The 25,171-nt window shown below is 73.4% G+C and carries 29 protein-coding genes and 1 riboswitch; of the genes, 22 read left to right on the forward strand and 7 right to left on the reverse strand.

Annotation, left to right across the window (positions count from 1 at the left end; genetic code table 11):
* Positions 1-16: 16 nt before the first annotated feature.
* Together H8838_RS09065 and H8838_RS09070 are read right to left on the reverse strand one after the other, a co-directional pair.
* Positions 17-868, reverse strand: a complete 852-nt coding sequence (locus tag H8838_RS09065; protein ID WP_185994810.1) for an ABC transporter permease — start codon at positions 866-868, stop codon at positions 17-19.
* Positions 865-1,782 carry an ABC transporter ATP-binding protein gene (locus H8838_RS09070; RefSeq protein ID WP_224766491.1) on the reverse strand — a complete coding sequence of 306 codons (918 nt, stop codon included), beginning with the start codon at positions 1,780-1,782 and terminating at the stop codon, positions 865-867. Before H8838_RS09070 ends, H8838_RS09065 begins: the two co-directional genes overlap by 4 nt.
* 107 nt (positions 1,783-1,889) lie before the next feature.
* On the opposite strand from H8838_RS09070, the gene def reads away from it, so the two are divergent.
* Genes def through rpe form a run of 6 tightly spaced genes read left to right on the forward strand, consistent with a single transcriptional unit; the run spans position 1,890 to position 6,977 of the window.
* Positions 1,890-2,435: a peptide deformylase gene (gene def / locus H8838_RS09075; RefSeq protein WP_181310778.1), complete on the forward strand. Its 546-nt coding sequence runs from the start codon at positions 1,890-1,892 to the stop codon at positions 2,433-2,435.
* Between the two features lie 2 nt (positions 2,436-2,437).
* Positions 2,438-3,373, forward strand: a complete 936-nt coding sequence (gene fmt / locus H8838_RS09080) for a methionyl-tRNA formyltransferase (RefSeq protein ID WP_185994809.1) — start codon at positions 2,438-2,440, stop codon at positions 3,371-3,373.
* Position 3,374: 1 nt separating this feature from the next.
* Entirely contained in the window at positions 3,375-3,833 is a 459-nt protein-coding gene (locus tag H8838_RS09085; protein WP_185994808.1) for an MmcQ/YjbR family DNA-binding protein, read from the forward strand.
* Positions 3,826-5,286 (forward strand): RsmB/NOP family class I SAM-dependent RNA methyltransferase, encoded by a 1,461-nt coding sequence (locus tag H8838_RS09090; RefSeq protein ID WP_185994807.1) that lies wholly within the window; start codon positions 3,826-3,828, stop codon positions 5,284-5,286. The genes H8838_RS09085 and H8838_RS09090 overlap by 8 nt, the downstream gene beginning before the upstream one ends.
* Before the next feature lie 36 nt (positions 5,287-5,322).
* Complete coding sequence (gene ligD, locus H8838_RS09095) at positions 5,323-6,291, forward strand: non-homologous end-joining DNA ligase (protein WP_185994806.1); 969 nt, start codon at positions 5,323-5,325, stop codon at positions 6,289-6,291.
* Between the two features lie 20 nt (positions 6,292-6,311).
* A complete protein-coding gene (rpe, locus tag H8838_RS09100; RefSeq protein ID WP_185994805.1) occupies positions 6,312-6,977 on the forward strand; it encodes a ribulose-phosphate 3-epimerase in 666 nt (221 codons plus the stop codon).
* Between the two features lie 22 nt (positions 6,978-6,999).
* Here the strand turns inward: rpe and H8838_RS09105 are convergent, their stop codons facing one another.
* Complete coding sequence (locus H8838_RS09105; RefSeq protein WP_185994804.1) at positions 7,000-7,995, reverse strand: hypothetical protein; 996 nt, start codon at positions 7,993-7,995, stop codon at positions 7,000-7,002.
* A gap of 154 nt (positions 7,996-8,149) precedes the next feature.
* A riboswitch (FMN riboswitch) is annotated at positions 8,150-8,304 on the forward strand.
* Between the two features lie 83 nt (positions 8,305-8,387).
* Between H8838_RS09105 and ribD the strand changes: the two genes are divergently transcribed.
* From ribD to H8838_RS09145, 8 genes are read left to right on the forward strand one after another with little or no spacing between them, the layout of a single operon-like run.
* Complete coding sequence (gene ribD, locus H8838_RS09110; RefSeq protein WP_224766492.1) at positions 8,388-9,434, forward strand: bifunctional diaminohydroxyphosphoribosylaminopyrimidine deaminase/5-amino-6-(5-phosphoribosylamino)uracil reductase RibD; 1,047 nt, start codon at positions 8,388-8,390, stop codon at positions 9,432-9,434.
* A 1-nt stretch (position 9,435) separates the two neighbouring features.
* On the forward strand, positions 9,436-10,065 hold the full coding sequence (locus H8838_RS09115; RefSeq protein ID WP_181310785.1) for a riboflavin synthase: 630 nt from the start codon (positions 9,436-9,438) through the stop codon (positions 10,063-10,065).
* Entirely contained in the window at positions 10,062-10,787 is a 726-nt protein-coding gene (locus tag H8838_RS09120) for a nicotinamide mononucleotide transporter family protein (RefSeq protein ID WP_185994803.1), read from the forward strand. Before H8838_RS09115 ends, H8838_RS09120 begins: the two co-directional genes overlap by 4 nt.
* On the forward strand, positions 10,784-12,007 hold the full coding sequence (locus H8838_RS09125; RefSeq protein ID WP_185994802.1) for a bifunctional 3,4-dihydroxy-2-butanone-4-phosphate synthase/GTP cyclohydrolase II: 1,224 nt from the start codon (positions 10,784-10,786) through the stop codon (positions 12,005-12,007). Before H8838_RS09120 ends, H8838_RS09125 begins: the two co-directional genes overlap by 4 nt.
* Positions 12,004-12,522 carry a 6,7-dimethyl-8-ribityllumazine synthase gene (gene ribH / locus H8838_RS09130; protein WP_181310788.1) on the forward strand — a complete coding sequence of 173 codons (519 nt, stop codon included), beginning with the start codon at positions 12,004-12,006 and terminating at the stop codon, positions 12,520-12,522. The genes H8838_RS09125 and ribH overlap by 4 nt, the downstream gene beginning before the upstream one ends.
* 10 nt (positions 12,523-12,532) lie before the next feature.
* The gene (locus H8838_RS09135) at positions 12,533-12,796 is read left to right on the forward strand and encodes a phosphoribosyl-ATP diphosphatase (RefSeq protein ID WP_181310789.1); all 264 of its coding nucleotides are present in this window, start codon (positions 12,533-12,535) and stop codon (positions 12,794-12,796) included.
* A 10-nt stretch (positions 12,797-12,806) separates the two neighbouring features.
* Positions 12,807-13,673 (forward strand): ATP phosphoribosyltransferase, encoded by an 867-nt coding sequence (gene hisG, locus H8838_RS09140; protein ID WP_224766493.1) that lies wholly within the window; start codon positions 12,807-12,809, stop codon positions 13,671-13,673.
* Positions 13,657-14,097 (forward strand): PH domain-containing protein, encoded by a 441-nt coding sequence (locus H8838_RS09145; protein WP_181310790.1) that lies wholly within the window; start codon positions 13,657-13,659, stop codon positions 14,095-14,097. Before hisG ends, H8838_RS09145 begins: the two co-directional genes overlap by 17 nt.
* Before the next feature lie 16 nt (positions 14,098-14,113).
* Here H8838_RS09145 and H8838_RS09150 read toward each other — a convergent pair whose 3' ends face one another.
* Genes H8838_RS09150 through H8838_RS09165 form a run of 4 tightly spaced genes read right to left on the reverse strand, consistent with a single transcriptional unit; the run spans position 14,114 to position 17,374 of the window.
* Positions 14,114-15,100, reverse strand: a complete 987-nt coding sequence (locus H8838_RS09150) for an NAD-dependent epimerase/dehydratase family protein (RefSeq protein WP_185994801.1) — start codon at positions 15,098-15,100, stop codon at positions 14,114-14,116.
* Positions 15,101-15,144: 44 nt separating this feature from the next.
* Positions 15,145-15,678 carry a nucleoside/nucleotide kinase family protein gene (locus H8838_RS09155; protein ID WP_185994800.1) on the reverse strand — a complete coding sequence of 178 codons (534 nt, stop codon included), beginning with the start codon at positions 15,676-15,678 and terminating at the stop codon, positions 15,145-15,147.
* Between the two features lie 44 nt (positions 15,679-15,722).
* Positions 15,723-16,940 carry an alanine racemase gene (locus H8838_RS09160; RefSeq protein ID WP_181310793.1) on the reverse strand — a complete coding sequence of 406 codons (1,218 nt, stop codon included), beginning with the start codon at positions 16,938-16,940 and terminating at the stop codon, positions 15,723-15,725.
* Positions 16,940-17,374 carry a cellulose synthase gene (locus H8838_RS09165; protein WP_181310794.1) on the reverse strand — a complete coding sequence of 145 codons (435 nt, stop codon included), beginning with the start codon at positions 17,372-17,374 and terminating at the stop codon, positions 16,940-16,942. Before H8838_RS09165 ends, H8838_RS09160 begins: the two co-directional genes overlap by 1 nt.
* Positions 17,375-17,415: 41 nt before the next feature.
* Between H8838_RS09165 and H8838_RS09170 the strand changes: the two genes are divergently transcribed.
* From H8838_RS09170 to H8838_RS09205, 8 genes are all read left to right on the forward strand, one after another.
* On the forward strand, positions 17,416-17,949 hold the full coding sequence (locus H8838_RS09170; protein WP_181310795.1) for an SseB family protein: 534 nt from the start codon (positions 17,416-17,418) through the stop codon (positions 17,947-17,949).
* Positions 17,950-18,143: 194 nt separating this feature from the next.
* Positions 18,144-18,911, forward strand: a complete 768-nt coding sequence (infC, locus tag H8838_RS09175; protein WP_258236384.1) for a translation initiation factor IF-3 — start codon at positions 18,144-18,146, stop codon at positions 18,909-18,911.
* 63 nt (positions 18,912-18,974) lie between these two features.
* Positions 18,975-19,169 (forward strand): 50S ribosomal protein L35, encoded by a 195-nt coding sequence (gene rpmI, locus H8838_RS09180; RefSeq protein ID WP_181310796.1) that lies wholly within the window; start codon positions 18,975-18,977, stop codon positions 19,167-19,169.
* Positions 19,170-19,240: 71 nt separating this feature from the next.
* Entirely contained in the window at positions 19,241-19,624 is a 384-nt protein-coding gene (gene rplT, locus H8838_RS09185) for a 50S ribosomal protein L20 (protein WP_181310797.1), read from the forward strand.
* A gap of 8 nt (positions 19,625-19,632) precedes the next feature.
* Complete coding sequence (locus tag H8838_RS09190) at positions 19,633-20,430, forward strand: TrmH family RNA methyltransferase (protein ID WP_181310798.1); 798 nt, start codon at positions 19,633-19,635, stop codon at positions 20,428-20,430.
* 29 nt (positions 20,431-20,459) lie between these two features.
* Positions 20,460-21,497, forward strand: coding sequence for a sensor histidine kinase (locus H8838_RS09195; protein ID WP_185994799.1), 1,038 nt, complete (start codon positions 20,460-20,462; stop codon positions 21,495-21,497).
* A 115-nt stretch (positions 21,498-21,612) separates the two neighbouring features.
* Complete coding sequence (locus tag H8838_RS09200; RefSeq protein ID WP_185994798.1) at positions 21,613-22,332, forward strand: response regulator transcription factor; 720 nt, start codon at positions 21,613-21,615, stop codon at positions 22,330-22,332.
* Positions 22,329-25,001 carry a DUF4153 domain-containing protein gene (locus tag H8838_RS09205; RefSeq protein ID WP_185994797.1) on the forward strand — a complete coding sequence of 891 codons (2,673 nt, stop codon included), beginning with the start codon at positions 22,329-22,331 and terminating at the stop codon, positions 24,999-25,001. The genes H8838_RS09200 and H8838_RS09205 overlap by 4 nt, the downstream gene beginning before the upstream one ends.
* Positions 25,002-25,171 lie beyond the last annotated feature (170 nt).

The raw sequence follows: 25,171 nt of genomic DNA on the forward strand, positions 1-25,171 counted from the left end.
GGGCGCCTCACCCGCGTCACTTCACCCATTGCATGCTCGCCTCCCGAGCCGCCTCCACCCGCGAGCCGGCCTGCCGTCGCGCCATCCGGCGCAGCACGAGCGGCGTGAGCAGCGCGCCGAGCACGGCCCACGCGCCGAGCACGCCGACGGTCTCCAGGGTCCGCCAGCTCTCGGTGAGCTCCAGCGCGGCGGCGCTGTCGGGCAGGAAGGCCGAGCGCAGGCCCAAGGCGATCCAGTAGACCGGGAACACCTGCGCCACGACCTGGATCCACTCCCACAGGGCCTGCACCGGGTAGAAGATGCCGGAGATGCCGATCAGCAGCAGGACGGGCAACATCCCCCAGGTGCCCAGCTTCTGCGCGCTCGGCACCAGGCCGCCCAGGATCATGCCGAGCGGCATCGTCGCGGCCATCCCCAGCAGCACCACCCAGGCCAGGGTCAGCCAGCCGGTCGGTGCGTCCATCAGGCCGTCGAAGAGCAGGAGGCTGGGCAGCAGGATGACGACCAGCTGGGGCACCAGCCCGAGCGCGTGCAGGAGCAGCTGACCGGAGAAGTAGCCCTGGACCCCGTGCGGCACCGCCTTGTGCCGCAGCAGGGTGCCGTCCTCCTTCTCCATGGCCAGGGAGCCAGCGGGTCCGATCACCGTGCCGAAGCAGAGCAGGGCGCCCAGCAGGCTCGGGAGCAGCACCGTGGGCAGCAGCAGGTCGGTCCCCTCCACCGGCTCGTTCCGGTTCAGGTACAGGTAGCCCAGGGACAGCACCGCGGTGAACAGGTAGTACCCCTGGTCCTGGGTGCTGCGCAGGCTCTGCATGAACTCCGTCCAGCCCCGGCGCAGCCCGAGGCGGTAGCCGTACCACGATGAGCTCATCGGGTCGCCTCCGCGAAGAGCCGGGCGGCCGCGTCCTGCTGGCCGGTCTCGTGGCCGCGGACCAGCGAGAGGTAGGCGTCCTCCAGGCTGGCCCGGCGTACCTCGAGGTCGTGCAGCCCGTCGCCGTGCTGCTCGAGCAGACGGCGTACGAGGCCGGTCGCGTCCTGCGTGGTCTCGCTGTGGCTCGCGCCGTCCGCGACCCAGCGGACCTCGGCCTCGCCCAGGACCCGCCGGGCGAGTCCCGCGACCGTGTCGTCGGCGACGATCCGCCCACCGGCCAGCACCAGCACCCGGGTCGCCAGCTTCTCGGCCTCGGCCAGGTCGTGGGTGGTGAGCACGATGGTGGTGCCGTCGGCTCGGGCCAGGCGGGTGATCAGGTCGTGGAAGTCGCGGCGGGCCTGCGGGTCGAAGCCGGTGGTGGGCTCGTCGAGGAAGAGCAGCTCGGGACGGCCGACGATGGCCGCGGCGACGTCGAGGCGGCGTCGCTGCCCGCCGGAGAGCGAGGCGAGCTTGCGGTCGGCGTGCTCGCTGAGACCGACGGTCTCCAGCAGCAGCTCGGTGTCGTGCGGACGGGTACGTCCGGGCTCCGAGTACGGCGCGTAGAAGCCGCCGAGGTGGGCCAGCAGGCGGCGCGGGGTCCACCGCGGGTGGTCGCGCCAGGACTGGAGCACCACCCCGGTCCGGGCCCGCCAGTCCTCGGGAGCGGTGGCAGGGTCCTCGCCGAGCACCTGCACCGACCCGGCCGAGCGGATCCGGAAGCCCTCCAGGATCTCGATCGTGGTGGTCTTGCCCGCCCCGTTCGGCCCGAGCAGGCAGACCACCTCGCCGGCCTCGACCCGGAAGTCGACCCCGTCCAGCACGTCGTGGTCCCCGTAGCGCATCCGCAGGTCGCGGACGTCGACAACCGTGGTCATGGCACCCTCCCAAGCGCAGACGTGCGAGCAGTCTCGCACCGATGACCCGGCGTCCCCGGTCCGGTTCGTAGACTGTCTGCTTCCACCACCCGAGGAGCACGCTTTCCGTGGCAGTCCAGCCCATCCGCCTGTTCGGCGACCCGGTCCTGCGCAAGCCGGCGCTCGAGGTCGACGACTTCGACAAGGAGATCCGGACCCTGGTCCGGGACCTGACCGACACGATGCTGGCCGCCCCGGGCGCGGGCCTCGCGGCGCCGCAGATCGGCGTCGGCCTGCGGGTCTTCACCTGGAACGTCGGCGGTGAGGTGGGCCACCTGGTCAACCCCACCCTGAGCCTGTCGGAGGAGGTGCAGGACGGACCGGAGGGCTGCCTCTCGCTGCCCGACCTGACCTTCGACTGCCGGCGCGCGCTGCGGGTGGTCGCCTCCGGCTTCGACATGCACGGTGAGCCCCTGCGGATCGAGGGCTCCGAGCTGCTCGCCCGCGCGCTGCAGCACGAGACCGACCACCTGGACGGCGTGCTCTTCATCGACCGGCTGGACGCCGAGGCGCGCAAGGCCGCGATGAAGGCGATCCGGGAGTCGGAGTGGTTCGGGCTCGAGCAGCCCGTCGTCAAGGTCTCTCCCCACCGCACGAACGGATTCGGTTTCTGAGCATGCGCATCGTCTTCGCCGGTACCCCCGAGGTCGCCGTCCCCGCCCTGGACGCCCTGGTCGCCTCCGACCACGAGGTGGTCGGCGTCGTCACCCGGCCCGACGCCCCCGCCGGCCGCGGCCGCAAGCTGGTGGCGAGCCCGGTCGCGCAGCGCGCCGAGGAGCTCGGGTTGCCGGTGCTCAAGCCGGCCCACCCGCGCGACCCCGAGTTCCAGGAGGAGCTGCGGGCGCTGCGCCCCGACTGCTGCCCGGTGGTGGCCTACGGCGCCCTGCTGCCGCAGTCCGCGCTCGACCTGGTGCCCCACGGCTGGGTCAACCTGCACTTCTCCGTGCTGCCCTCCTGGCGCGGCGCCGCTCCGGTGCAGCACGCGATCTGGGCCGGTGACGAGGTCACCGGCGCGACGACCTTCCGGATCGTCAAGGAGCTGGACGCCGGTCCGACGTTCGGCGTGATGACCGAACGGATCCGCGAGCACGACACTGCGGGCGACCTCCTGGCCCGGCTCGCCGAGGGCGGTGCCGGCCTCCTGGTCCAGACCCTGGACGGGATCGAGAGCGGCGAGCTCGAGGCCCGCGAGCAGCAGGCCGAGGGCGTCTCCTTCGCCCCCAAGATCACCGTGGAGGACGCCCGGGTCGACTGGAGCGAGCCGGCCGTGGCGGTCGACCGCCGGATCCGCGCCTGCACCCCCGGCCCGGGTGCCTGGAGCACGCACGAAGGTGAGCGGGTCAAGATCGGGCCGGTGCGCCTGACCGAGGGGCGGGAGCGGCTCGCGCCCGGCGAGGTCGAGGTCACCAAGAAGGCGCTCTTCGTCGGCACGGCCACCGACCCGGTGCAGCTGGACCGGGTCAAGCCGTTCGGCAAGAAGGAGATGGCTGCCGCGGACTGGGCCCGCGGTGCGCGGCTCGACTCCGGGTTCCGTCTGGGCGATCCTGTCTGACATGACCTCTGCGGACGTGCCCGGGACCGACGCCGGGCGACCGGCGCGTCCCGAGGACGTCGAGGAGATCTGCGCGTCGCTGCCGGAGACCGAGCTCGGCGTCTCCTGGGGCGACGTGCCGACCTGGAAGGTCCCGCGCGGGGACAAGGGGCGGGGCTTCGTGCTCTACCGCCGTCCGCACCACACCGCCGTCCACCCCGAGACCGGGGAGATGTACGACGACCTCCTGGTCGTCGTCACCGCGGACGCGGGGGAGAAGGCCGCGCTGGTCGACGATCCCGCCACCCCGTTCTTCACCATCGACCACTTCAGGAGCACCAACGCCGTGCTGGTCCAGCAGTCCAGGCTCGCCGAGCTCACCCTCGCAGAACTGCGCGAGATCCTGACCGAGGCCTGGGCGTGCCGGGCCCCGCGGCGCCTCGTCACCGCCCTGCGCGCCGGGGAGCGACTCGATGGCTGACCCCCGTCAGAGCCGCGGGCGCCGTCCCGGGGGTCGTCCGCCGCGCGCTCGCAAGAGCGCCGACCCGTCCCGTCGCGCGGCGCTGGAGGTCCTCACGGCCGTGCGCGTCGACGACGCCTACACCAACCTGGTGCTGCCCTCGGTGCTGCGGACCCACGGCCTCACCGGCCGCGACGCCGCCTTCACCACCGAGCTCGTCTCCGGCACGTTGCGTCGCCGTGCCACCTATGACGCGGTGATCGCCGCGTGCCTGGACCGGCCGCTGGCCAAGGTGCAGGCGAAGGTGCTCGACGCGCTCCGCCTCGGGGCGCACCAGCTGCTCTCGATGCGGGTGCCGTCCCACGCGGCGATCAGCAGCACCGTGGACCTGGTCCGGGACGCGGTCGGCCAGGGGGCCGCGGGCTTCGCCAACGCCGTCCTGCGCCGGGTCTGCGAGGAGGACCTCGCCGGCTGGGTGCGCCGGGTCGCCCCTGACCCGGTGCGCGATCCGCACGGGTTCTCCGCCGTCGCGCACTCCCACCCCCGCTGGGTGGTCGACGCCCTGGGTGAGGCGCTGGCCCGCAGCCCGCGCACCGAGGTCGCGACCACCACCGCCGACGAGCTGCAGGCGCTGCTGGCTGCCGACAACGAGGCGCCCGCCGTCTGCCTGGTGGCCCGGCCGGGCCGGGTCGACCGCGCGGAGCTGCCGGGCACCCCGACGCTGTTCTCGCCGTACGGCGTGGTGCTCGACGGCGGTGACCCCGGCGAGGTGCCGGCGGTGGCCCAGGGCCGCGCCGGGGTCCAGGACGAGGGGTCGCAGCTGGTCGCCCTCGCCCTCGCCCGGGTGGGCCTCGAGCCCGGCCCGGAGGTTGCGGAGGAGCGCTGGCTCGACCTGTGCGCCGGACCTGGCGGGAAGTCCGCCCTGCTCGCGGCGCTGGCGGCGACCCGGGACGGCAGCGCCCCGGGCGCCCGGCTGCTCTCCGTCGAGCGTCAGCCGCACCGGGCGCGGCTGGTCCGTCGGGCCCTCGACGGTGCGGACGGCTCGCTCGGGGTGGTCACCGCCGACGGGACCCAGCCCGCCTGGCCGGCGGGCTCCTTCGACCGGGTCCAGGTCGACGTGCCGTGCACCGGTCTGGGGGCGCTGCGCCGCCGGCCGGAGTCGCGCTGGCGGCGCAGCCCCGAGGACCTGGAGGCGCTGGTCCCGCTGCAGCGCGCGCTGCTCGACCGGGCCGTGGACGCCGTGCGTCCCGGCGGTGTGGTGCTCTACTCCACCTGCTCCCCGGTGCTCGCCGAGACCGCGGACGTGGTCTCGGCGGTGCTGGCCGAGCGCGACGACGTCCGGCTGGGTGACCTGAGCCTGGTGCTGCCGGAGGTGCCCGACGCGGCGGGCCCGCTGCCGGGGACGATGCAGCTGTGGCCGCACCGGCACCGCACGGACGCGATGTTCATGGCGCTGCTCGAGCGCACGAGCTGACGCCGGCCGGAGCGCCGGGCCGCTAGCCTGCTGTCCGTGCCCTCCGGAAAGTCCGCCACCCCGGCCGTCGAGATCGAGGTCGACGACCGCACGGTGCGGGTGAGCAACCCCGACCGGGTCTACTTCCCGGCGAGCGGTGCCACCAAGCTCGACCTGGTGGAGTACTACCTGAGTGTGGGCCCGGGGATCGTCAACGCGCTCGAGGAGCGGCCGTGCATGCTGCACCGCTTCCCCAAGGGGCTGGCGGGGGAGAAGGTGCACCAGAAGCGGCTGCCCCCGGGCGCGCCGCCCTGGGTGGAGACGGTCGAGCTCTTCTTCCCGCGGTGGAAGCGGACCGCCGACGAGCTCTGCGTCACCGAGCTGGCCCAGGTGATCTGGGCGGTGCAGATGTCCACGGTGGAGTTCCACCCGTGGAACAGTCGTCGCGCGGACACCGAGAAGCCGGACGAGTGGCGGATCGACCTGGACCCCGGACCGGCGTCGGACTGGGCCCAGGTGCGCCGGGTGGCGCACGTGGCCCACGAGGTGCTCGACGAGCTGGGTGCCACGGGCTTCCCGAAGACCAGCGGGGGCCGCGGGATGCACGTCTACGTGCGGATCAGCCCCGACCACGGTTTCGCCGACGTACGCCGGGCCGCCCTCGCCTTCGCCCGCGAGGTCGAGCGGCGCGCCCCCGAGGACGTGACGACCGCCTGGTGGCGCAAGGACCGCGACCCGGGCGCGCTGTTCGTGGACTACAACCAGAACGCGCGCGACCACACCATCGCCGCGGCGTACTCGGTGCGCGGGGTGCCCGAGGCGCGGGTCTCCGCGCCGATCGGATGGGACGAGGTCGACGACGCGGAGCCGGACGACTTCACGATCTTCACCGTGCCCGCGAGGTTCGCCGAGATCGGCGACCTGCACGCCTCCATCGACGAGCACGTCTTCGACCTCGCACCCCTCCTGGAGTGGGCCGACCGGGACGAGTCGGAGGGCGCGGAGCCGCCCGCGGAGCCGGACTGAGCCGCACCTACGATGTGCGGGTGGGAATCCAGATCACACCGAGCATCCTGAACGCCGACCTCGCCGCGCTGGGAGCGGAGGTGGCCCGGATCGGCAGCGCCGACTGGGTGCACGTGGACGTGATGGACAACCACTTCGTGCCCAACCTGACCCTCGGCCTGCCGGTGGTCGAGAGCCTGGCCAAGCACACCGACCTTCCGCTCGACGCGCACCTGATGATCGAGGACCCGGACCGGTGGGCGCCGGCGTACGCCGAGGCCGGCTGCAGCTCGGTCACCTTCCACGTCGAGGCGGCCAAGGCCCCGGTGCGGCTGGCCCGCGAGATCCGGGCGCAGGGCGCCCGGGCCAGCATGGCGCTCAAGCCGGCCACCCCGGTCGAGCCCTACGAGGCGCTCCTGCCCGAGCTCGACATGTTGCTGATCATGACCGTCGAGCCCGGCTTCGGTGGGCAGAAGTTCCTCGACCTGTGCCTGCCCAAGATCAGGACCGCCCGCGCGCTGATGGCCAAGCACGGGGTGCAGACCTGGCTCCAGGTCGACGGGGGAGTCAGCCTGGAGACCATCGAGCGCTGCGCCGAGGCCGGCGCCGACGTCTTCGTGGCCGGCTCGGCCGTCTACTCCGCCGAGGACCCGGACGCGATGGTCCGCGACCTCAAGGCGAAGGCGGAGGCGGCCTCCGCCCTCTGAGGCCCGGGTCCCTGCAGCGCGGTCAGCGCGCGGGGATCTCCCGGAAGGTCGCGGCGCCGTCGGTGGAGACGTAGAGCCGGTCGTCCCAGGTCGTCACCCACACCACGCCACCGCCCTCGGGGCTCGCCCCGACGCCCACGGCCGAAGGCCAGCCGTGCTCGGTGGGCAGCAGCGGCGGGTCGAAAGTGGGAACCAGCTCTGTGTACGACGACCAGTCGCCCCCCAGGCTGACCCAAAGGCCGTGATGCCGCGGCGAAGGGTCGCCACGTCGGTCGTCGGAGAAGTTACTGAGCAGGACCAGCAGACGCCCGCCGGGCAGGACCGCCTCGCCGCTGACGTACGCCATCTCCCCGTCGAACCTCGGCACGTCGAAGCGCCGCCACGTCGCGCCGCGGTCGGTCGACCGGGCGACGGCCTGGAACGGGAAGAGCGTGGCCCCGTCGCCCCCGCCGACCACCGCGCGCACCCGGTCCACCGTCGTGTGCGCGGGTGACTGGAGCAGGCCCTCGAGCTCGGCGAGGTCGGGACGCGGCCCGGGGGGAGTGGGGACCGGGAACCACTCGTAGCCCGTCCGCTCGCTCAGCCGCGCGTACTGCGCCGTGGCGAAGCCGTCGGTGCTGGAGGCCACGGCCCGCTCGGCCGGCCGGTCCGGCCGTCCCCACCACGTGTCGACCGCGAACCCGCCCTCGCCGCGGACCACCCACACGCCGTTGAGGGACGACCGCGGGTCGTCCACCACCTGCCGGGGGGACCGGGGTGTCGGCCGGGCAGGAGGAGTCGGCGTCCGGTCGCCCGGGGGTGGGGTGTCCTCTGCCTCGGACGGTGCCGGCTGGGGAGTGCTCAATGCCGACCGCGTGCCGGAGGACGCGGCCCCGGCCTCGGTCCCGGCGCTGATCCGCGTGGAGCAGCCGGCCAGCAGCGTCGCGGTCAGCACAGCCGAGATCAGCGCGACCGGGACCAGGCGCGCGGCGGGCGGAGAGGACAGGGTGGTCATCGACCACGGCCGACGTGGTCGCATGGAGCGGAGACTAGGGCGGCCCGTGTCCCGCTGTCATCACCCGTCGAGACAAGAGCCCGGGCTCCTCGGGTCGCCCGCCCCTGACCCGCATCTGGACACCCGCGGTGCCCCCGTGACCTGTGTGGCAGAGTTGGGCCTGCAAGAGCAAAAGAGCTCGCGTGCTCTGGGGGCGGTGAAACTCCGCACCGGCGGTGACTGGAAGAAGCTTGCTTCGACCGGAAGTCCGCGACCCGGCCACCACCAGTGGTCGGTTGACCAGGTGAAATTCCTGGACCGACGGTCAAAGTCCGGATGAGAAGACGCACGCAGATCTCCGTAGGTCCGGTCGTCCCCGTGGCGACTGCTCCTCCGAGATCGCGCCCCCAGGAGTCCGCGACGGACCCGGGAGAGCGATGACAGCCACACACGCCGAGCAGCAGGCGATGCTGCGCGCGCTGGCGCTCGCCGCGAGCCCGGGAGTCCCGCTCGGTCCCAACCCGCGGGTGGGCTGCGTGCTTCTCGACGACGGACAGGTCGTGGCCGAGGGCTTCCACCGCGGCGCCGGCACGCCCCACGCGGAGGCCGACGCACTGGCCCGTGCCGGCGCGGCGGCGCGTGGGGCCACTGCGGTGGTCACTCTCGAGCCCTGCAACCACACCGGTCGCACCGGACCCTGCGCCCAGGCCCTGGTCGAGGCCGGCGTCCGCCGGGTGGTCTTCGCCCAGTCCGACCCCAACCCGCAGGCCAGCGGCGGGGCCGAGACCCTGCGCGCGGCCGGGGTCGAGGTGCTCGCCGGGGTGCTGGCGCAGGAGGCCCGCGCGGTCAACGAGGTGTGGACCTTCGCCTGGGAGCACGGTCGCCCGTTCGTCACCTGGAAGTTCGCCACCACCCTGGACGGCCGCAGTGCCGCCGCCGACGGCACGAGCCGCTGGGTCAGCTCCGCGGCCTCCCGGCTCGACACGCACCGGTTGCGGGCGCTGAGCGACACCGTTCTGGTCGGCACCCGCACCGTCCAGGTCGATGACCCGAGGCTGACGGTGCGCGACGAGCACGACCGGCCGGTCCCCGAGCAGCCGCTGCGGGCCGTGATGGGCCTGCGCGACCTGCCCGAGGACCGCCGGGTCTTCGACGACTCCGCCCGCACGGTGCGGCTGCTGACCCGCGACCCCGCCGAGGCGCTCACCGAGCTCTTCGCGCTCGAGCGCCGGCACGTCTTCCTGGAGGGCGGGCCCACCCTGGCCGCCGCCTTCCTCACCGCCGGCCTGGTGGACGAGGTGGTCGCCTACGTCGCCCCGATGCTGCTGGGCTCCGGCCGCGCCGCCGTCGCCGACCTGGGCGTCACCACCCTCGCCGACGCGTTGCGCCTCGACGTCACCGACGTCGCCGTGCTCGGGGAGGGCCCCGAGCGCAACGTCCGCCTGACCATGGCGCCCCCACGATCCCCACGAGAGGACCTCTGAGATGTTCACCGGAATCGTCGAGGAGCTCGGCACCGTGCACGCCGTGCTCGACCAGGGCGACGCCCTGCGACTCACCATCCGGGCCGCCACGGTGCTGGACGACGTCCACCTGGGTGACTCGATCGCGGTCAACGGCTGCTGCCTGACCGTGAGCGAGACCGGCTCCTCTGGCGAGCAGGGGACGGTCGACCTGTGGACCGCCGACCTGATGCAGGAGACCCTGCAGCGCACCAGCCTGGCCGGCGTCGGGCCGGGTGACCGGGTGAACCTCGAGCGCGCGGTCACCGCCGACAAGCGGCTCGGCGGGCACATCGTCCAGGGCCACGTCGACGGCGTGGGCGAGGTGCTCATCCGCACGCCCAGCGAGCACTGGGAGGTCGTGGAGATCTCGATGCCGCCCGAGCTGGGCCCGTTCCTGGTGGAGAAGGGGTCGATCACCGTCGACGGCGTCAGCCTCACCCTGGTCGACGTCGGCGAGGCCAGCTTCACCGTCAGCCTGATCCCCGAGACCCTGGCCCGGACCACCCTGGGCTTCCGGCAGCCCGGGGACCGGGTCAACCTGGAGACCGACGTGATCGCCAAGCACGTGGCCAAGCTCGTCCGCGCCTACCTGCCGGGGGAGCGCGCATGATGACGCTGCTGGAGTGGCTGACCTCGGGCACCATCGCGGTGCCCGGCGGCAGCCTGAGCGCGCCCGAGGTGATCGGCAACGTCTTCGGGCTGATGAGCGCCGTCCTGGGGATGCGGCGGTACGTCTGGGCCTGGCCGGTGGGCCTGGTCGGCAACGTCCTGCTCTTCGGGGTCTTCGCCACCGGCGAGCTGAGCAACGTCGTCTCCGAGCCGTTGTGGGGGCAGGCGGGGCGACAGGTCTTCTTCGCCGCCGTCAGCCTCTACGGCTGGGTCCGCTGGAGCCGGGCCCGCCGGGCCGGTGGCGCCGCGGACGGCGGGGCGATCACGCCTCGCTGGGCCACCTGGGGCGAGCGCGGCCAGCTGCTCGTCGCCGGCCTCGTCGGGTACGCCGTGGCGTACTGGGCGCTGACCCGGCTCGGCTCCTGGGGCCCGGCGACGGAGGCATGGATCCTCGCCGGCTCGATGCTGGCGACCTGGGGGATGGCCCGCGGGTGGGTGGAGTTCTGGCTGGTCTGGGTGCTGGTCGACGTCGTCGGGGTCACCACCCTGATGCAGGCCGGCTACTACCCGACCGCCGTCATGTACCTGGTCTACGCCGCCTTCGTGGTGCTCGGCTTCGTCGTCTGGTGGCGGGCCGCCCGGCGGGCGGACCAGCAAGAGGAGTCCCCGGAAGGGGACCGTTCGCTGCCGGCATCGGCAGCAGGAGAAGGAGTGCGCGCGTGAGCATCCGACTGGACAGCGTCGAGCGGGCCGTGGCCGACATCGCCGCCGGCAAGGCGGTGGTGGTCGTCGACGACGAGGACCGCGAGAACGAGGGCGACATCATCTTCGCCGCCAGCAAGGCGACCCCGGAGCTGATGGCCTTCACCATCCGGCACTCCAGCGGGGTGATCTGCGTGCCGATGCCCGCCGACATGCTGGACCGGCTGGAGATCCCGCTGATGACGCCGCACAACAAGGACAAGCTCCGTACGGCGTACACGATCTCGGTGGACGCCCGGGACGGCGTCTCCACCGGGATCTCGGCGGCCGACCGCTCCCACACCGCGCGCGTGCTGGCCGACTCCGCCACCGAGCCGTGGGAGCTGACCAGGCCCGGTCACGTGTTCCCGCTGCGCTACCGCGAGGGCGGGGTGCTGGTCCGCCGCGGGCACACCGAGGCGGCGGTCGACCTGGCCCGCCTGGCCGGCCTGACCCCGGCCGGCGTGCTGGTGGAGGTGGTCAACGACGACGGCACCATGAAGCGCGGTCCCGAGCTGCGCGAGTTCGCCGACGAGCACGGTCTGGCGATGATCTCCATCGAGGACCTCGTCCGCTACCGCCGGCGGCACGAGATTCACGTCGACCGGGTCGCGGTGACCCGGCTGCCGACCCGGCACGGCGACTTCACCGCGTACGGCTACCGGATCACCATCGACGACTCCGAGCACGTGGCGCTCGTGCACGGCGACATCACCGGGGACGAGCCGGTGCTCACCCGGGTCCACTCCGAGTGCCTGACCGGTGACGTCCTGGGCAGCTACCGCTGCGACTGCGGTCCGCAGCTCGAGGAGGCGATGGCCCGGATCGTCGAGGAGGGCCGCGGGGTCGTGGTCTACCTGCGCGGTCACGAGGGCCGCGGGATCGGGCTGGTGGCCAAGCTCCAGGCGTACGCCCTGCAGGACGAGGGCCGCGACACCGTCGACGCCAACCTCGACCTCGGCCTGCCGGCGGACGGCCGGCACTACGGCGCCGCCACCCAGGTGCTGCGCGACCTCGGCGTGAGCGCGGTCCGGCTGCTCACCAACAACCCGGAGAAGACCCGGAGCCTGGAGGACTTCGGGATCCGGGTCACCGAGCGGGTGCCGCTGACCCCGCACCCCAACGACCACAACCTGGCCTACCTGATGACCAAGCGCGACCGGATGGGCCACCACCTTCCCGACCTGGAGGAGCAGTCATGAGCGGCGCCGGAGCACCCACCCACGAGCCGGTCGACGGCCGCGACCTGAAGGTCGCGGTGGTGGCCGCGAGCTGGCACACCCAGGTCATGGACGGCCTGCTGGCCGGGGCGCGCCGGGCGCTGGCCGACTCCCGGGTGGAGGCGCCGCTGGAGGTCCGGGTGCCGGGGACCTTCGAGCTGCCCGTCGTCGCGGCGGCGCTGGCCGCCCAGGGGTACGACGCCGTGGTGGCGCTCGGGGTGGTCATCCGGGGAGGCACGCCGCACTTCGAGTACGTCTGCTCGGCCGCCACCGACGGGCTCTCCCGGGTCGCGCTGGACCACGGCGTCGCGGTCGGCTTCGGCGTCCTGACGTGCGACACCGAGGAGCAGGCGCTGGACCGGGCCGGCCTGCCGGGCTCCTCGGAGGACAAGGGGCTGGAGGCGGCGTCTGCCGCCCTGCTCACGGCACGCACGCTCAAGGACCTGCGCGCAAGGCCGGGGGAGGGCACCGTGGGTGAGTCCCGGCCTACCGCCTAGTCTTGTCGCCGTGAAGACGTTCGAAGGTCTCTGGGACGAGCTCAACGAGCTGGCCCGGACCCGCCCCGAGGGATCCGGAACCGTGCGCGCACTGGACGCCGGGGTCCATACGATCGGCAAGAAGCTGGTCGAGGAGGCCGCGGAGTCCTGGATGGCCGCCGAGCACGAGGGCAAGGAGCGGACGGCGGAGGAGATCAGCCAGCTGATCTACCACGCGCAGGTCCTCATGCTCGCCAGCGGCATCACGCTCGACGACGTCTACGCACACCTGTGAGGCAGGACCGATGACCGAGACCACCCCCGGGCGGCTGCTGCGCGTCGCGGTGCCCAACAAGGGCGCGCTGTCGCAGTCCGCCTCGGAGATCCTGCGCGAGTCCGGCTACCGGCAGCGCAGCGACTCCAAGGAGCTCGCCCTCTCCGACCCCGAGAACGGCGTGGAGTTCTTCTACCTGCGACCCCGTGACATCGCGCTGTACGTCGGTGAGGGCACCCTGGACGTCGGCATCACCGGCCGCGACCTGCTGCTGGACTCCGGTGCCCAGGCGCAGGAGACGCTGGCGCTCGGCTTCGGCCGCTCGCGCTTCCACTTCGCCGGCCCGGCCGGGCGCTACACCGACCTGGCCGACCTGGCAGGCAAGCGGATCGCCACCTCCTACGTGGGGATCGTCCAGCGGTTCCTGGACGAGCACGGCATCGAGGCGACCGTGCTGCGCCTGGACGGGGCCGTGGAGACCAGCATCCAGCTGGGCGTGGCGGACGTCATCGCCGACGTGGTGGAGACCGGCTCGACGTTGCGCGCCGCCGGCCTGGCCACCTTCGGCGAGGTGATCCTGCGCTCGGAGGCGTTGATGATCACCCGTCTCGGCGAGCCGCCGGCTGGCCTGGAGGTCTTCCGGCGTCGGATCGAGGGGGTCCTGGTCGCACGCAGCTACGTGATGATGGACTACGACATCCGCACCGAGCAGGTGAGCGACGCGGTCGCCCTCACCCCGGGCATCGAGAGCCCCACCGTCTCGCCTCTGCACCGTGAGGGCTGGGTCGCCGTCCGGGCGATGGTGCCGCGCGAGGGGAGCCAGCGCCTGATGGACCAGCTCTACGACCTGGGTGCCCGCGGCATCCTGCTCACCGACGTCCATGCCTGCCGGCTCTGACCCGACGCTGCCCAGGACCTGGCGCCCGCTGGGGGTCAGGCTGGCGGCGACGGCCTGCGGCGTGCTCCTCGTCGTGGTGTGCACGTTCGCCTGGTTCGGCTTCGACGAGTCGATCCGCGCCAAGTTCACGCTCTTCCAGAAGAGCACGATCTTCGTGCTGGCCGCGATGGTGCTCTCGGTGGGCCACGCGCTCGCCCGGTCCCGCGTGGTCGCGCGCGAGGACGGGCTGCTGGTGGTCAACGGCTACCGCCGCCGTCACTTCACGTGGCCCGAGGTGATCGCGGTCCGGATGCCGCAGGGTGCCCCTTGGGCCTCGCTCGACCTCAGCGACGGCACGTCGGTCGCGGTGATGGGGATCCAGGGCTCCGACGGTGCCCGCGCCACCGCGGCGGTGCGCGAGCTCCGCGGCTATCTCGACCGCTGAGCCGGGCGCCCCGGGCTCACCCGGCCGTACCGATCCGGGCGAGCGCGTCCTGGAACGTCGGCACGTCGAAGCTCCATCCGGCACGCTCCAGCACCTGCGAGGTGCAGTGGCGACCGGTGAGCGCCAGCGCGGGGTCCGAGCCGAGCACCCGGGCGCCGACCCGGACGGCGAACGCCGGGGCCGGGAGCCCGACCGGGCGGCGGTAGCGGGCGCGCAGCGCGGCCATCATCTCCGCGTTGCGCAGCGGGCGGTCCGAGGAGGCCACCAGGGGCCCGGAGGGGATGCGGACCCCGGGCACCAGGTCCAGGCAGGCCGCGACCACCCGCAGCCAGTCGTCGACGTGGATCCAGCTGATCCACTGGCGCCCCGAGCCGAGGCGGCCGCCCAGGCCCGCCCGGGTCACGCCGGAGAGCCGGGTCAGCAGCGGCGAGCCGGGCTGCAGGACCAACGAGGTACGCAGCAGCACCCGGTGTGACGTGTGCGCGCCGTCGCTCGCGGCCTCCCAGGGGCGCGCCACGCCGGTCATCTGCGGCAGGCCGGGCTCCGGCAGCGGGGTGGACTCGGTGATCCGCCGCTCCCCGCCGTCGGACCAGATCGCCGTGGTGGAGGCCTGCACCCAGTGGGCCAGCGGCTCGGCACCGAGCCGGCTGGCCTGGACCAGCGCGAGCGTGGGCTGCACCCGGGAGTCGAGCAGGAGGCGGGCGTGCGCGTGGGTGGGGGAGCGGTCCACCAGCTCGCCGGCCAGGTTGACCACGGCCGTGCGGCTGGGGTCCGCGAGCTCCTCGGCCCAGTCCCCGACGGTCCGGCCGTCCCAGCGCACCTGGCGGTGGCCGAGGTCGGGACTCGGGCGCCGGGTGAGCACGACCACCTCGTGGCCTTGCTGGGCGAGGTGGTCGGCGAGGGGCCGCCCGAGGCTTCCGGAGCCGCCGGCGATCACGCACTTGAGTGGCTCGAGTCGCTTGAGCGGCTCGTGCGGTCCAACGGTGGCCGCGGTCTCGTCCATGGGCGGAGGCTAGTGCCGGAGGGGCTCGGCGGGGGTCGATCCGCTCAGCCGGTGGTCAGGGTCAGATCCGCCCGGCGCCGGGTCTCGTCCCGGGCGAAGTGGATGTCCTCCTGGTCGGCCCAGGTCAGCCAGTATGGCGCGAAGGCCTCACCGTCGCGGGCGATCCCGCGTGCCAGCCGGAGCTCGCGCGGCGCCTCCACCCACACGCACAGGCTCCGGTACGGCGCCGTCAGCCGCGCGCCTGCGCCGACGCCTTCGACCACCACGAGCGGAACCGGTGGCACCGGCGTCCACTCGGCGAACCTGCCCGCGTGCCAGTCGTAGCGCCGGTAGCCCGAGGCCCTGCCCGCCGACAGCGGAGCCAGGACGTGTCCCACGAGCGACGAGATCATCCGGGTGAGACCGCCGTCCCAGCCGTCCAGCAGGTCGTCGAGCTGCACCACCACCGCGTCGCCCGGCGGGACCGCGGCTGCCAGGTCCGCTGCCAGCGTGCTCTTGCCCGATCCCGACGGGCCGTCCACGCAGACGATCCGGGTGCCGGTGGCGAGCGCCGGACGGGCGCCGGCGAGCGCGAGCACGCGCCCGGGGGTGTCCGCCGTGACCGGCTCCAGGGCGAGGGGCCTCAGAACGCCTCGCCCAGGCCGCGGTAGCTGGAGACGCTGCCGGTGATCTCCCGACCGGAGAGCAGGTGCACGAGCGGGACGTGCTCGAAGAGCTCGCCGGACTTCGCGTGCCGGAACCAGACCAGGTCGCCGATGGCCAGCGTGTCGGCCGGATGGCCGACCAGCGGGGTCTGTACCTCTCCCGCGCCCTCCAGGGGGGTCAGGCTGAGTCCGGGCGGGCACCAGGGGAGCGGCTGCCGGTCGGGCCCCGGCGGCCCCGAGGCGACCAGGCCGCCCCCGTGCACGGTGACCGTGCCGGGCGCGGGACGACGGGTGACCGGCACCGCGAAGAAGGCCGCGGGCCGGGGCCGGAAGGAGCGGTAGTGGTCGAAGAGTCCGGGGACGAGCAGCCCGGAGCCGGCCGCCACCTCGGTGACGTGCGGGTCCTGCGCGCTGGTCTCGATCGAGCCCGAGCCCCCGGCGTTGAAGAACGCCAACGGGCCGTGGGCAGCGAGCGCCTCGACCACCGCGGCACGGCGCGCCCCCAGCTGGCGCACCGAGGCCTGCTTCATCCGGCGTACCACCGTGGAGCGGGCTCGTTGGCCCGGGACGTCGTCGGGGACCCCGGCGACCTGCCCCTCGTAGGTCATCACGCCGACCAGGCGGAAGCCGTCGCGTCGGGCGACCTCGGCGGCCAGGGCCGAGACCGCGGCGGCGTCGTGGAGCGGCGAGCGCTTGGGCCCCACCCGGCGCCCCGCGACGTCGAGACCGGCGTCGACGTCGAGCGCCACCCGGACCTGGACGGCCTTGGAGGCGCGCACGGAGTCGACGACGTCGAGGTGGGCCGGGTCGTCGATCATCAGGCAGACCGCCGCGGCGGTCGACGGGGAGGCGACCAGCTCGGCCAGGGCGGCCCGGTCGACGGTGGGGTAGGCCACGACGACGTCGTCGCTGATCCCCTGACGGTGCAGCCACAGGGCCTCGCGCAGGGTGTAGGCCAGCACGCCCTGGAACCCGGGGTGGTCGAGCGCGCGGGAGATCAGCGCCGGGACGCGCAGCGACTTCGACGCGACCCGGATCGGCACGCCGCCGGCACGGGCGGCGAGGTCGGCCGCGTTGGCGTCGAAGGCGTCGAGGTCCACGACCGCCAGCGGCGTCGGCGGCTGCTCGGGCAGTGCCCGTACGGCGTCGCGCAGCCGTGTCCAGAGCCGGTAGCGGTCCACCAGCCCGTCGGGCATCAGGTGATCCCGCGCTTGCGCAGGAGCGCCTCGATGTCGGCCAGGTCGTCGTCGACGGGAGGCTGGGCCTTGCCGCGACCGGCGGGCGGGACGGCACCAGCCGTCCGGGAGGGCGGGAGCTGCTTGTCTCCTGCCCCCTGGCGTCCGGCCAGGAAGCCCGCGACGAAGAAGAGCGCCACCGAGAGGCCCGCGAGCCCGATGCCGCTCCACACGACCGGGCTGAGCACCAGGTGGGTGGCCCAGTCGGAGACCGAGCCCGCGATCTCGGTGAACATCTCCAGCGTGCCGGTCAGCCAGGCCGCCGCGGGCAGCAGCGTGAAGGCCGCGCCGCGGGTGGCGGAGGCCGCGCCTCGGTTGCGCGCAGCCCACCAGGTGTAGATCACGCCGAGCACCGTCAACGTGAGCGCCAGTGCGCCCCAGGTCACCTCGTCCATCTGCCCAGAATCCCACACCGTTGTCTAGGCTTCCTCCCATCATGGCCGACTCTCCGCGCTTCGACGGCGCCCGCATCCTGCAGACCGGCTTCTCCGGCGACACCGGCGAGGCCGACCCGGCGCTCGCAGCCGCGCTCGCCGCCCACGACGGGAGCGCGGCGACCTTCGCCCCGGTGGTCGCGGCCCTGGCCGGCGCGCGGCTCCTGGTCCCGGTGGTGGCGGTGCTGGGGGAGGTGGAGGTCGACGAGGCGGGACTGGCCCACGACAAGTCCAGCGACATGGCGGCCGTCCTGCTCACCGGCGCCGACGGTCGTACGGCGCTCCTCGCCTTCACCTCCACCGAGAACCTCGCCCGCTGGAACCCCGAGGCCCGTCCGGTTCCGGTGACCGCCGAGACCGCGGCGCTCAGTGCGGTGCAGGAAGGCGCGGCCGCCCTCGTGGTCGACGTCGCCGGACCCCATCCGCTGGCCCTCGAGGGGCAGGAGCTGGAGGCGTTCGCCGCCGGCTGGCAGCTGGTCCAGGTCGACGACCGCTGGGGCTGGCTCCGGCCCGCCGACGACTCCGGCGACTCGTGACCACCCGATTCGCGCCGTGGGGAATGCTCCGGTAGCATTCCAGTGTTGACCGATGTGTCCGGCATTCGCCGGTCGCATCACAAGCGGAGGCTTGCAAGACGTCTCCCACCCGCACCGGCCGCACGAGGTCGTCGGGTCCGGTCACGGAACGGTCCCACGGGTCCGATTCCGGAGTGTTTCCCAGGTGCTGGGGGATGCGTCTGACTGGCTTCCGCTTGGAACGAGCGGGGGCCATCGTCCATTTCGGAGACGTTGTCCCGCATCAGACCACTGGAGGACTCATCAGCACAGAGCTGCGTATCAACGACCGGATCCGGGTTCCCGAGGTCCGTCTCGTTGGACCGAACGGCGAGACGGTCGGCATCGTTCCGACCGACCAGGCACTGAAGCTTGCCCAGGAGGCGGACCTCGACCTCGTCGAGATCGCGCCCCAGGGCCGCCCGCCCGTCTGCAAGCTCATGGACTACGGGAAGTTCAAGTACGAGAACGCCCAGAAGGCCCGTGAGGCACGGCGGAACCAGACGAACGTGATCATCAAGGAGATGAAGCTTCGTCCCAAGATCGACGCGCACGACTACGAGACGAAGAAGGGCCACGTGGTCCGCTTCCTCCGTGCCGGCGACAAGGTCAAGATCACGATCATGTTCCGCGGCCGCGAGCAGCACCGCCCCGAGCTGGGTTTCCGTCTGCTGCAGAAGCTGGCGGAGGACGTCCAGGAGCTCGGCTTCGTCGAGTCGTCGCCCAAGCAGGACGGGCGCAACATGATCATGGTGCTCGGGCCGAACAAGAAGAAGGCCGACGCCAAGGTCGAGATGCAGGCGGAGAAGGAGACCAAGGCCGCCGAGCGGGCCGCCGCCGAGGCCGAGGAGCGCGCCGCGTTCGCACCCGAGGCAGGTCGCAAGGTCGCGCAGAAGAAGGAGCGCGGCCGCTCGGAGAACCTCGACCCCGAGATCGAGGCCTGACCCACCACGTACTGCGGCGGCCCGACGGTCGTCGTACGCACCACGAGAAGAGAGAGCATCGACATGCCCAAGAACAAGAGCCACTCCGGTGCCGGCAAGCGCTTCCGCGTGACCGGTTCGGGCAAGATCCTGCGCGAGAAGGCGGGCAAGCGCCACAACCTGGAGAAGAAGGCCTCCAAGGTCACGCGCCGGATGACCGGCACCACCGAGGTCGCCAAGGCCGACGTCCCGCGTGCCAAGAAGATGCTGGGTCTCTGATCCCTCTTCGCCCCCTCACACTTCCTCCCGGCCCACTGGTCGGGAGGGCAGACAGCTACAAGGAGTAAGAAATGGCACGCGTCAAGCGGGCAGTCAACGCCCAGAAGAAGCGCCGGGTCGTCCTGGAGCGCGCCTCCGGTTACCGCGGTCAGCGCTCGCGCCTGTACCGCAAGGCCAAGGAGCAGGTCACCCACTCGCTGGTCTACAGCTACAACGACCGCCGCAAGAACAAGGGCAACTTCCGCAAGCTCTGGATCCAGCGGATCAACGCCGCGGCCCGAGCCAACGGCATGACGTACAACCGCTTCATCCAGGGTCTCAACCTGGCCGGCGTCGAGGTCGACCGGAAGATCCTCGCGGAGCTCGCCGTCAACGACGCCCCGGCGTTCGCCGCTCTCGTCGAGACGGCCAAGGCCGCCCTCCCCGAGGACGTCAACGCCCCCAAGGCCTCCTGACTCCTCTCGTGGACGCTCCTCTGTCCGCGGGCAACGCCCGCGTGAAAGAGGCGAGGAAGCTCAGCCGCCGCTCGGTACGTACCGAGCGGCGGCTTTTCCTTGCCGACGGCCCGAAGGCGGTCGAGGGCGCGCTGGAGCAGCCGGACCGCGTGCTCGAGGTCTTCGTCACCGCGGCGGCCGCCGAGCAGCACGCCGAGCTCCTCGCGCCCGCGCCGCGGGTGACGGTGGTCGAGGACCGCGCACTGGCGGGGCTGTCGGACTCCGTGACCCCCGCCGGGCTCGTGGCGGTCTGCCGCTTCCTGGACGTCCCCCTGGACCGGGCGCTCGCGGAGCTGCCGGACGGTCCTCGCCTGGTCACGATCTGCCTGGACGTCCGGGACCCCGGGAACGCCGGCACGGTCATCCGCACCAGCGACGCGGCCGGGGCGGACCTGGTCGTGCTCGCCGGGCACTCGGTCGACGCCTACAACCCCAAGACCGTCCGCGCGACGGTGGGCAGCCTGTTCCACCTCCCCGTCGTGGTCGCTCCCGACCTCGACGAGGTGCTCGCCACCTTGCAGGCGGCCGGCCTCACCGTGCTCGCCGCCGACGGGGGCGGCACCGACGACCTCTTCACCACCGACCTGTCCGGGCCCACGGCCTGGCTCTTCGGCAACGAGGCGCACGGGCTGCCCGACGAGGTCGCCGCCCTGGCCGACCGCCGGGTCTCCATCCCGATCCACGGACGGGCCGAGAGCCTCAACCTGGCCACCGCGGCGGCCGTCTGCCTCTACGCCAGCGCCGCCGCGCAGCGACCCTCCGCGTGAGCGAGGAGCACGGTCGCTACATTGCGCGGATGAGCGACGACGTCTTGGACCTCTTGCCGGACGGTGTGGTGCTCGCCGACGCCGAGGGGACCGTGCTCGCGGTCAACCGGAGCGCGGCCGCCCTGCTGGGCTGTGCCGACGGGGTGGGGCGACCCCTGGCCCAGGTGCTCACCCTGGTCGACCAGAGCGGCCGCGACTGGGTCAGCACGAACTGCCCCTTCGCGGGGCTCGGCACCCGGACCGGGGTGCCCGAGCAGTCCTGGATCCTGCCGAACGGGAACGAGGTGCTGGTCAACGCGCGGCTGACCCGTCCGCACCCGCACGCCCCCGTGGAGCACGTCGCCGTCTGCCTGCGCAGTGGCCGTGGCCGGGCCAGGCTGGACCGTGAGCGCTCGGACCTCGTGGCCACCGTGGCGCACGAGCTGCGCTCCCCGCTGACCGGCGTCAAGGGATTCGTCCAGGCGATGCTCAACCGGTGGGACCTGCTCAGCGACGAGCAGAAGAAGCTGATGCTCACCACGGTGAACGCGGACGCCGACCGGCTGGCGCGGCTGATCGCCGAGCTGCTGGACGTGGCCCGGATCGACACCGGGCGGCTCAGCCTCTACCCCCGCGAGGTGGACGGCGCGATGCTGGTGCGCCGGGTGGTCGGCTCCGTCCAGGCCGCGACGTCGCGGCCGCTGGAGCTCGAGGTCGACGAGGGCCCGGGGGAGATCTTCGCCGACCCCGACAAGTTCACCCAGGTGGTCACCAACCTGGTGGAGAACGCCGTACGGCACGGCGAGGGGACGGTCCGCGTGACTCTGGGGCGGGTCAGCGACGCCGCGGGACGACCCGGCGCCTCGCTGGTGGTCACCGACGAGGGGGAGGGGATCCCCGAGGACCTGCGCCGCCGGGTGCTGACCAAGTTCTGGACCTCCGGTGCCGCCGGCGGCTCGGGTCTCGGCATGTACATCGCCCACGGGCTCACCCGCGCGCACGGCGGGCAGCTCAGCATCGACGACCGGCCCGGCGGCGGGGCCCGGATCACCGTGGAGTGGCCGGTCGAGGACCGGCGTCCGGACTGATCCGGCCCGGCTGCTCCCACCGGACTGGTCGCGGGGACCGGTCCCCGCGGCACCTACACCGAACCTTCACGAGTTGCTGGCACCTCCTGCGCCCTCCCGCTCCTAGGGTCGTGCCATGGCGACCCCCGGACCCGCGAGCAGAGCCCGTCGACTGGTGCTGGTGGTCGAGGACGACCCTGCGATCAACCAGGCCGTTACCGACAGGTTGGCGGCCGAGGGGTACGAGGTGCTCCGCGCTTTCGACGGCCCTTCCGCCGTCGAGCTGGCGCTGAGCCGCCCGCCCGACGTCGTCGTCCTCGACGTGATGCTCCCCGGGTACGACGGGCACGAGGTCTGCCGCCGTCTCCAGGCGCAGCGCCCGGTCCCGGTGCTGATGCTCACCGCCCGCGACGACGAGGCCGACGTCCTGGTCGGGCTCGGGGTGGGTGCCGACGACTACCTGACCAAGCCGTTCCGGATGCGTGAGCTCGTCGCCCGGGTGGCGGCGCTGCTGCGCCGGGTCGAGCGCGCGGCCGAGCTCGTCCGGGGTCAGGACGGTGCCGCGCTCCTGCTCGGGGACCTGCAGGTGGAGCCGGCCACGCGGCGCGTCGTGGTCGCCGGCGCGGAGGTCCACCTGACTCCCACGGAGTTCGACCTGCTGGTCTGCCTGGCCGAGGAGCCGGGTCGGGTGCTGAGCCGGGACCAGCTGCTGGCGCGGGTCTGGGACTGGCCGGGGGCCTCGGGGACCCGCACGGTCGACAGCCACGTGAAGGCGCTGCGGGCGAAGATCGGGGTCCACCGCATCCGCACGGTGCACGGCGTCGGCTACGCGCTCGAGCGCGGGACGCTCTCGTGAGCACGCCGACCCTGTCGCCGTGGAGGTCGATCCGGACCCGGCTCGGGGTCCTGGTCGGGCTCTCGGTGCTGGTGGCGGCGCTGGTGGCCGCGTTCGGCCGCGAGAACGGCGTCCCGCCCTGGCTGAGCCTTCCGGTGACCGTGCTGCTCGCGCTGTCGGTGGCCCAGCTGCTAGCGGCCGGGATGCTGGCGCCGCTGCGTGAGATGACCGTGGCGGCCCAGCGGCTGGCCCAGGGCGACCACGGCATCCGGGTGGTGGCTCCCCACGGCGACGAGGTCGGTCAGCTGGCCTCGGCGTTCAACGCGATGGCCGACGACCTGGCTCGGGTGGACGCCGAACGGCGGGACCTGGTGGCCACGGTCTCCCACGAGCTGCGCACGCCCGTGGCCGCACTCCAGGCCCAGCTGGAGAACCTGGTGGACGGGGTCGTCCCCGCGGACGAGAGGCACCTCCAGGGTGCCTTGGACAGCACGGTGCGGCTCGGGGGCCTGCTGGCGGACCTGCTGGCGCTCTCCCGCCTGGAGGCCGGCGTCGTCGACCTGGACCCGGTGCCCGTCGGGCTCGCGGCCCTGGTGCACGAGTGCGCCGACCAGCTGCGTGGGTCCGGGCGCCCCGTCCGGGTGGAGGTGGACGTCCCGACCGACCTGACGGTCTGGGTCGACCCGGCACGCGTGCGGCAGCTGCTGGTGAACGTCCTGGACAACGCCGCCCGGCACTCCCCGGAAGGGGCCTCGGTGACGGTGCTCGCCGGTGCCGGTGCCGACATCGCGTCTCAGCAGGTCGCGGCGGGGGCACCGCCGGCCGAGCCGGGGTGGTGGCTGGAGGTCAGGGATCTGGGCCCGGGTGTGCCGCCGGCCGACCGGGAGCGCGTGTTCGAGCGCTTCGGCACCGATCCCGCTGGTGGCGGGACGGGACTCGGACTGGCGATCTCGCGCTGGGTGGCCAGGCTGCACGGCGGCACCCTGCGGTTCCACGAGCCGACGCAGGGGAGGGGCGCGAGGTTGCGGCTGGAGCTCCCGGCGCGTCCGCCCAGTCGTACGGCGCAGGTGCCCGAGGCCCAGCCCCCCAGCCCGTCGTCCCCCGTGACGTCAACCGTTGCCCCTACCTCGTGGCGTCCCGCTGGGTCGACGTCTGGGTCGACGTCTGGGTCGACGGGCGTGCCGGTCTCGGCCCTGGACCAGCTCTTCGGTCGCGTCTGGCCCGAGAACGCCCCCGCCGCGGACCTGCGCCCGGTGGCCGGCGCGCTCGCCGTGGGCGTCCTGGCCGGGGCCCTGATGACCTTCTCCGGGCCGGGCCTGTCGTGGGCCGTGGTGCTGATGCTCGCCGGCGTCTGCGCCTGGCTGTCCTCGCCCGTCAGGACGAGACCGTTCACCCTGACCTGCAGCCTGCTGGCCGCCGGCCTGGTCGCGATGCTGGCCGTCCGGGCGGCGGACGGACTGGCCGTGCTGGGGGTGCTGGCCGCGGCGGGAGTGTTCCTCTCCGGGGTCACCCGAGCGCGGACGTTCCGAGGGTTCCTGCTCTCGGGGATGGCCTGGCCCGCCGCCGGCCTGCGCGGTCTGCCGTGGTTCGGCCGCACCCTGCGCCTCGTCGGCGCGCGCGGTCGCGGACCCGTCCTGGCCCGCACCGTGCTCCTCTCGCTCCTGGGCGCCGCGGTCTTCGGGCTCCTCTTCGCCAGTGCCGACCGGACCTTCGCCCGGTGGATGGACGCGCTGGTCCCGGACGCCGACTTCGACGACGCGGTCGTCCGTGGCTTCGTCACGCTGACGGTCTTCGCGATGACGCTCGCCGCGGCCTACCTCGCGCGCAACCCCGCTCGGGTCGACCCGACGAGCACCGCGGGCCCGGTCGCCAGGTCGCAGTGGGAGTGGCTCGCCCCGCTGCTCGTCGTCGACCTGGTCTTCGCGGTCTTCGTCCTGGCCCAGGCTCGCGTCGTCCTGGGGGGACACGACTACGTACGTCGTACCGCGGGGCTCAGCTACGCCGACTACGCCCACCAGGGCTTCGGCCAGCTCGTCGTGGCGACCGCGCTCACCCTGGTGGTGATCTGGGCCGCGGCCCGCCGCGTCTCCCCGCGTGCCTCCGACCGTCTGCTCTTCCGCGCCGCCGCCGGCCTGCTCGGGGTCCTGGCCCTGGCGGTCGTCGGCGCCGCCGTGTCCCGGATGGCCGTGTACCAGGACGCCTACGGCTTCACCACGCTCCGGCTGGTGGTCACCGTCTTCGAGGCCTGGCTCGGGCTGGTGGTCCTCGCGGTGCTGGTGCTCGGAGTCCTGGGCGTGGCGACCTGGGTGCCCCGACTCGCGCTGCTCACCGGTGCGTCCACGCTGCTCGGCCTGCTGGTGCTCAACCCGGACGCCTGGGTGGCCGGACGCAACATCGACCGCTACCAGGAGAGCGGATGGCTGGACACCGACTACCTGGCACACCTGTCCGACGACGCCGTGCCGGTGCTGGTGGAGCGGCTCCCCGCCGACCTGGCGCGCTGCGTGCTCCTGTTGCACCAGGAGCGAGCGGGGTCGCCGGAGGGGGGAAGGGACGGCGGCGGGTGGCGCTGGGACCCGGCCTGGACCTGGGGCGACGATCGCGCCGAGCGCGCACTCTCCTCGCTGACGGCTGACGGGCAGCCCGATCCCGTGCGCTGTCAGTCGGTCCTGCCGGCACCAGGGCCGTGACAACTGCATCCGAGCGCTGCGGCGTGGTGCCGGGTGCGGGCCGGGGAGCGGCCGAGAGGCCCGGCGCTCCTGAACGGCTGTCGTAGGATCGACAGCAGGGCATGCAGCCGCCGACCCGGGCGTCCGGAGCTCGTCGCGGTTCCCGACCCGGTCGGCACCGCCGGGTCGTG

This window comes from Nocardioides campestrisoli (genome assembly GCF_013624435.2).
In the GTDB taxonomy this organism is placed as follows: domain Bacteria; phylum Actinomycetota; class Actinomycetes; order Propionibacteriales; family Nocardioidaceae; genus Nocardioides; species Nocardioides campestrisoli.

Coding starts and splice junctions, on each gene's coding strand:
- H8838_RS09085 (WP_185994808.1), top strand. CDS start 3,375: ATGACCTCTGCGGACGTGCCCGGGACCGACGCCGGGCGACCGGCGCGT.
- rplT (WP_181310797.1), top strand. CDS start 19,241: ATGGCACGCGTCAAGCGGGCAGTCAACGCCCAGAAGAAGCGCCGGGTC.
- H8838_RS09195 (WP_185994799.1), top strand. CDS start 20,460: ATGAGCGACGACGTCTTGGACCTCTTGCCGGACGGTGTGGTGCTCGCC.
- H8838_RS09200 (WP_185994798.1), top strand. CDS start 21,613: ATGGCGACCCCCGGACCCGCGAGCAGAGCCCGTCGACTGGTGCTGGTG.
- H8838_RS09115 (WP_181310785.1), top strand. CDS start 9,436: ATGTTCACCGGAATCGTCGAGGAGCTCGGCACCGTGCACGCCGTGCTC.
- H8838_RS09105 (WP_185994804.1), bottom strand. CDS start 7,995: ATGCGACCACGTCGGCCGTGGTCGATGACCACCCTGTCCTCTCCGCCC.
- rpmI (WP_181310796.1), top strand. CDS start 18,975: ATGCCCAAGAACAAGAGCCACTCCGGTGCCGGCAAGCGCTTCCGCGTG.
- H8838_RS09070 (WP_224766491.1), bottom strand. CDS start 1,782: ATGACCACGGTTGTCGACGTCCGCGACCTGCGGATGCGCTACGGGGAC.
- H8838_RS09090 (WP_185994807.1), top strand. CDS start 3,826: ATGGCTGACCCCCGTCAGAGCCGCGGGCGCCGTCCCGGGGGTCGTCCG.
- hisG (WP_224766493.1), top strand. CDS start 12,807: ATGACCGAGACCACCCCCGGGCGGCTGCTGCGCGTCGCGGTGCCCAAC.
- H8838_RS09145 (WP_181310790.1), top strand. CDS start 13,657: ATGCCTGCCGGCTCTGACCCGACGCTGCCCAGGACCTGGCGCCCGCTG.
- H8838_RS09120 (WP_185994803.1), top strand. CDS start 10,062: ATGATGACGCTGCTGGAGTGGCTGACCTCGGGCACCATCGCGGTGCCC.
- infC (WP_258236384.1), top strand. CDS start 18,144: ATGCGTCTGACTGGCTTCCGCTTGGAACGAGCGGGGGCCATCGTCCAT.
- H8838_RS09160 (WP_181310793.1), bottom strand. CDS start 16,940: ATGCCCGACGGGCTGGTGGACCGCTACCGGCTCTGGACACGGCTGCGC.
- ribH (WP_181310788.1), top strand. CDS start 12,004: ATGAGCGGCGCCGGAGCACCCACCCACGAGCCGGTCGACGGCCGCGAC.
- H8838_RS09170 (WP_181310795.1), top strand. CDS start 17,416: ATGGCCGACTCTCCGCGCTTCGACGGCGCCCGCATCCTGCAGACCGGC.
- H8838_RS09065 (WP_185994810.1), bottom strand. CDS start 868: ATGAGCTCATCGTGGTACGGCTACCGCCTCGGGCTGCGCCGGGGCTGG.
- H8838_RS09150 (WP_185994801.1), bottom strand. CDS start 15,100: ATGGACGAGACCGCGGCCACCGTTGGACCGCACGAGCCGCTCAAGCGA.
- H8838_RS09165 (WP_181310794.1), bottom strand. CDS start 17,374: ATGGACGAGGTGACCTGGGGCGCACTGGCGCTCACGTTGACGGTGCTC.
- ribD (WP_224766492.1), top strand. CDS start 8,388: ATGACAGCCACACACGCCGAGCAGCAGGCGATGCTGCGCGCGCTGGCG.
- fmt (WP_185994809.1), top strand. CDS start 2,438: ATGCGCATCGTCTTCGCCGGTACCCCCGAGGTCGCCGTCCCCGCCCTG.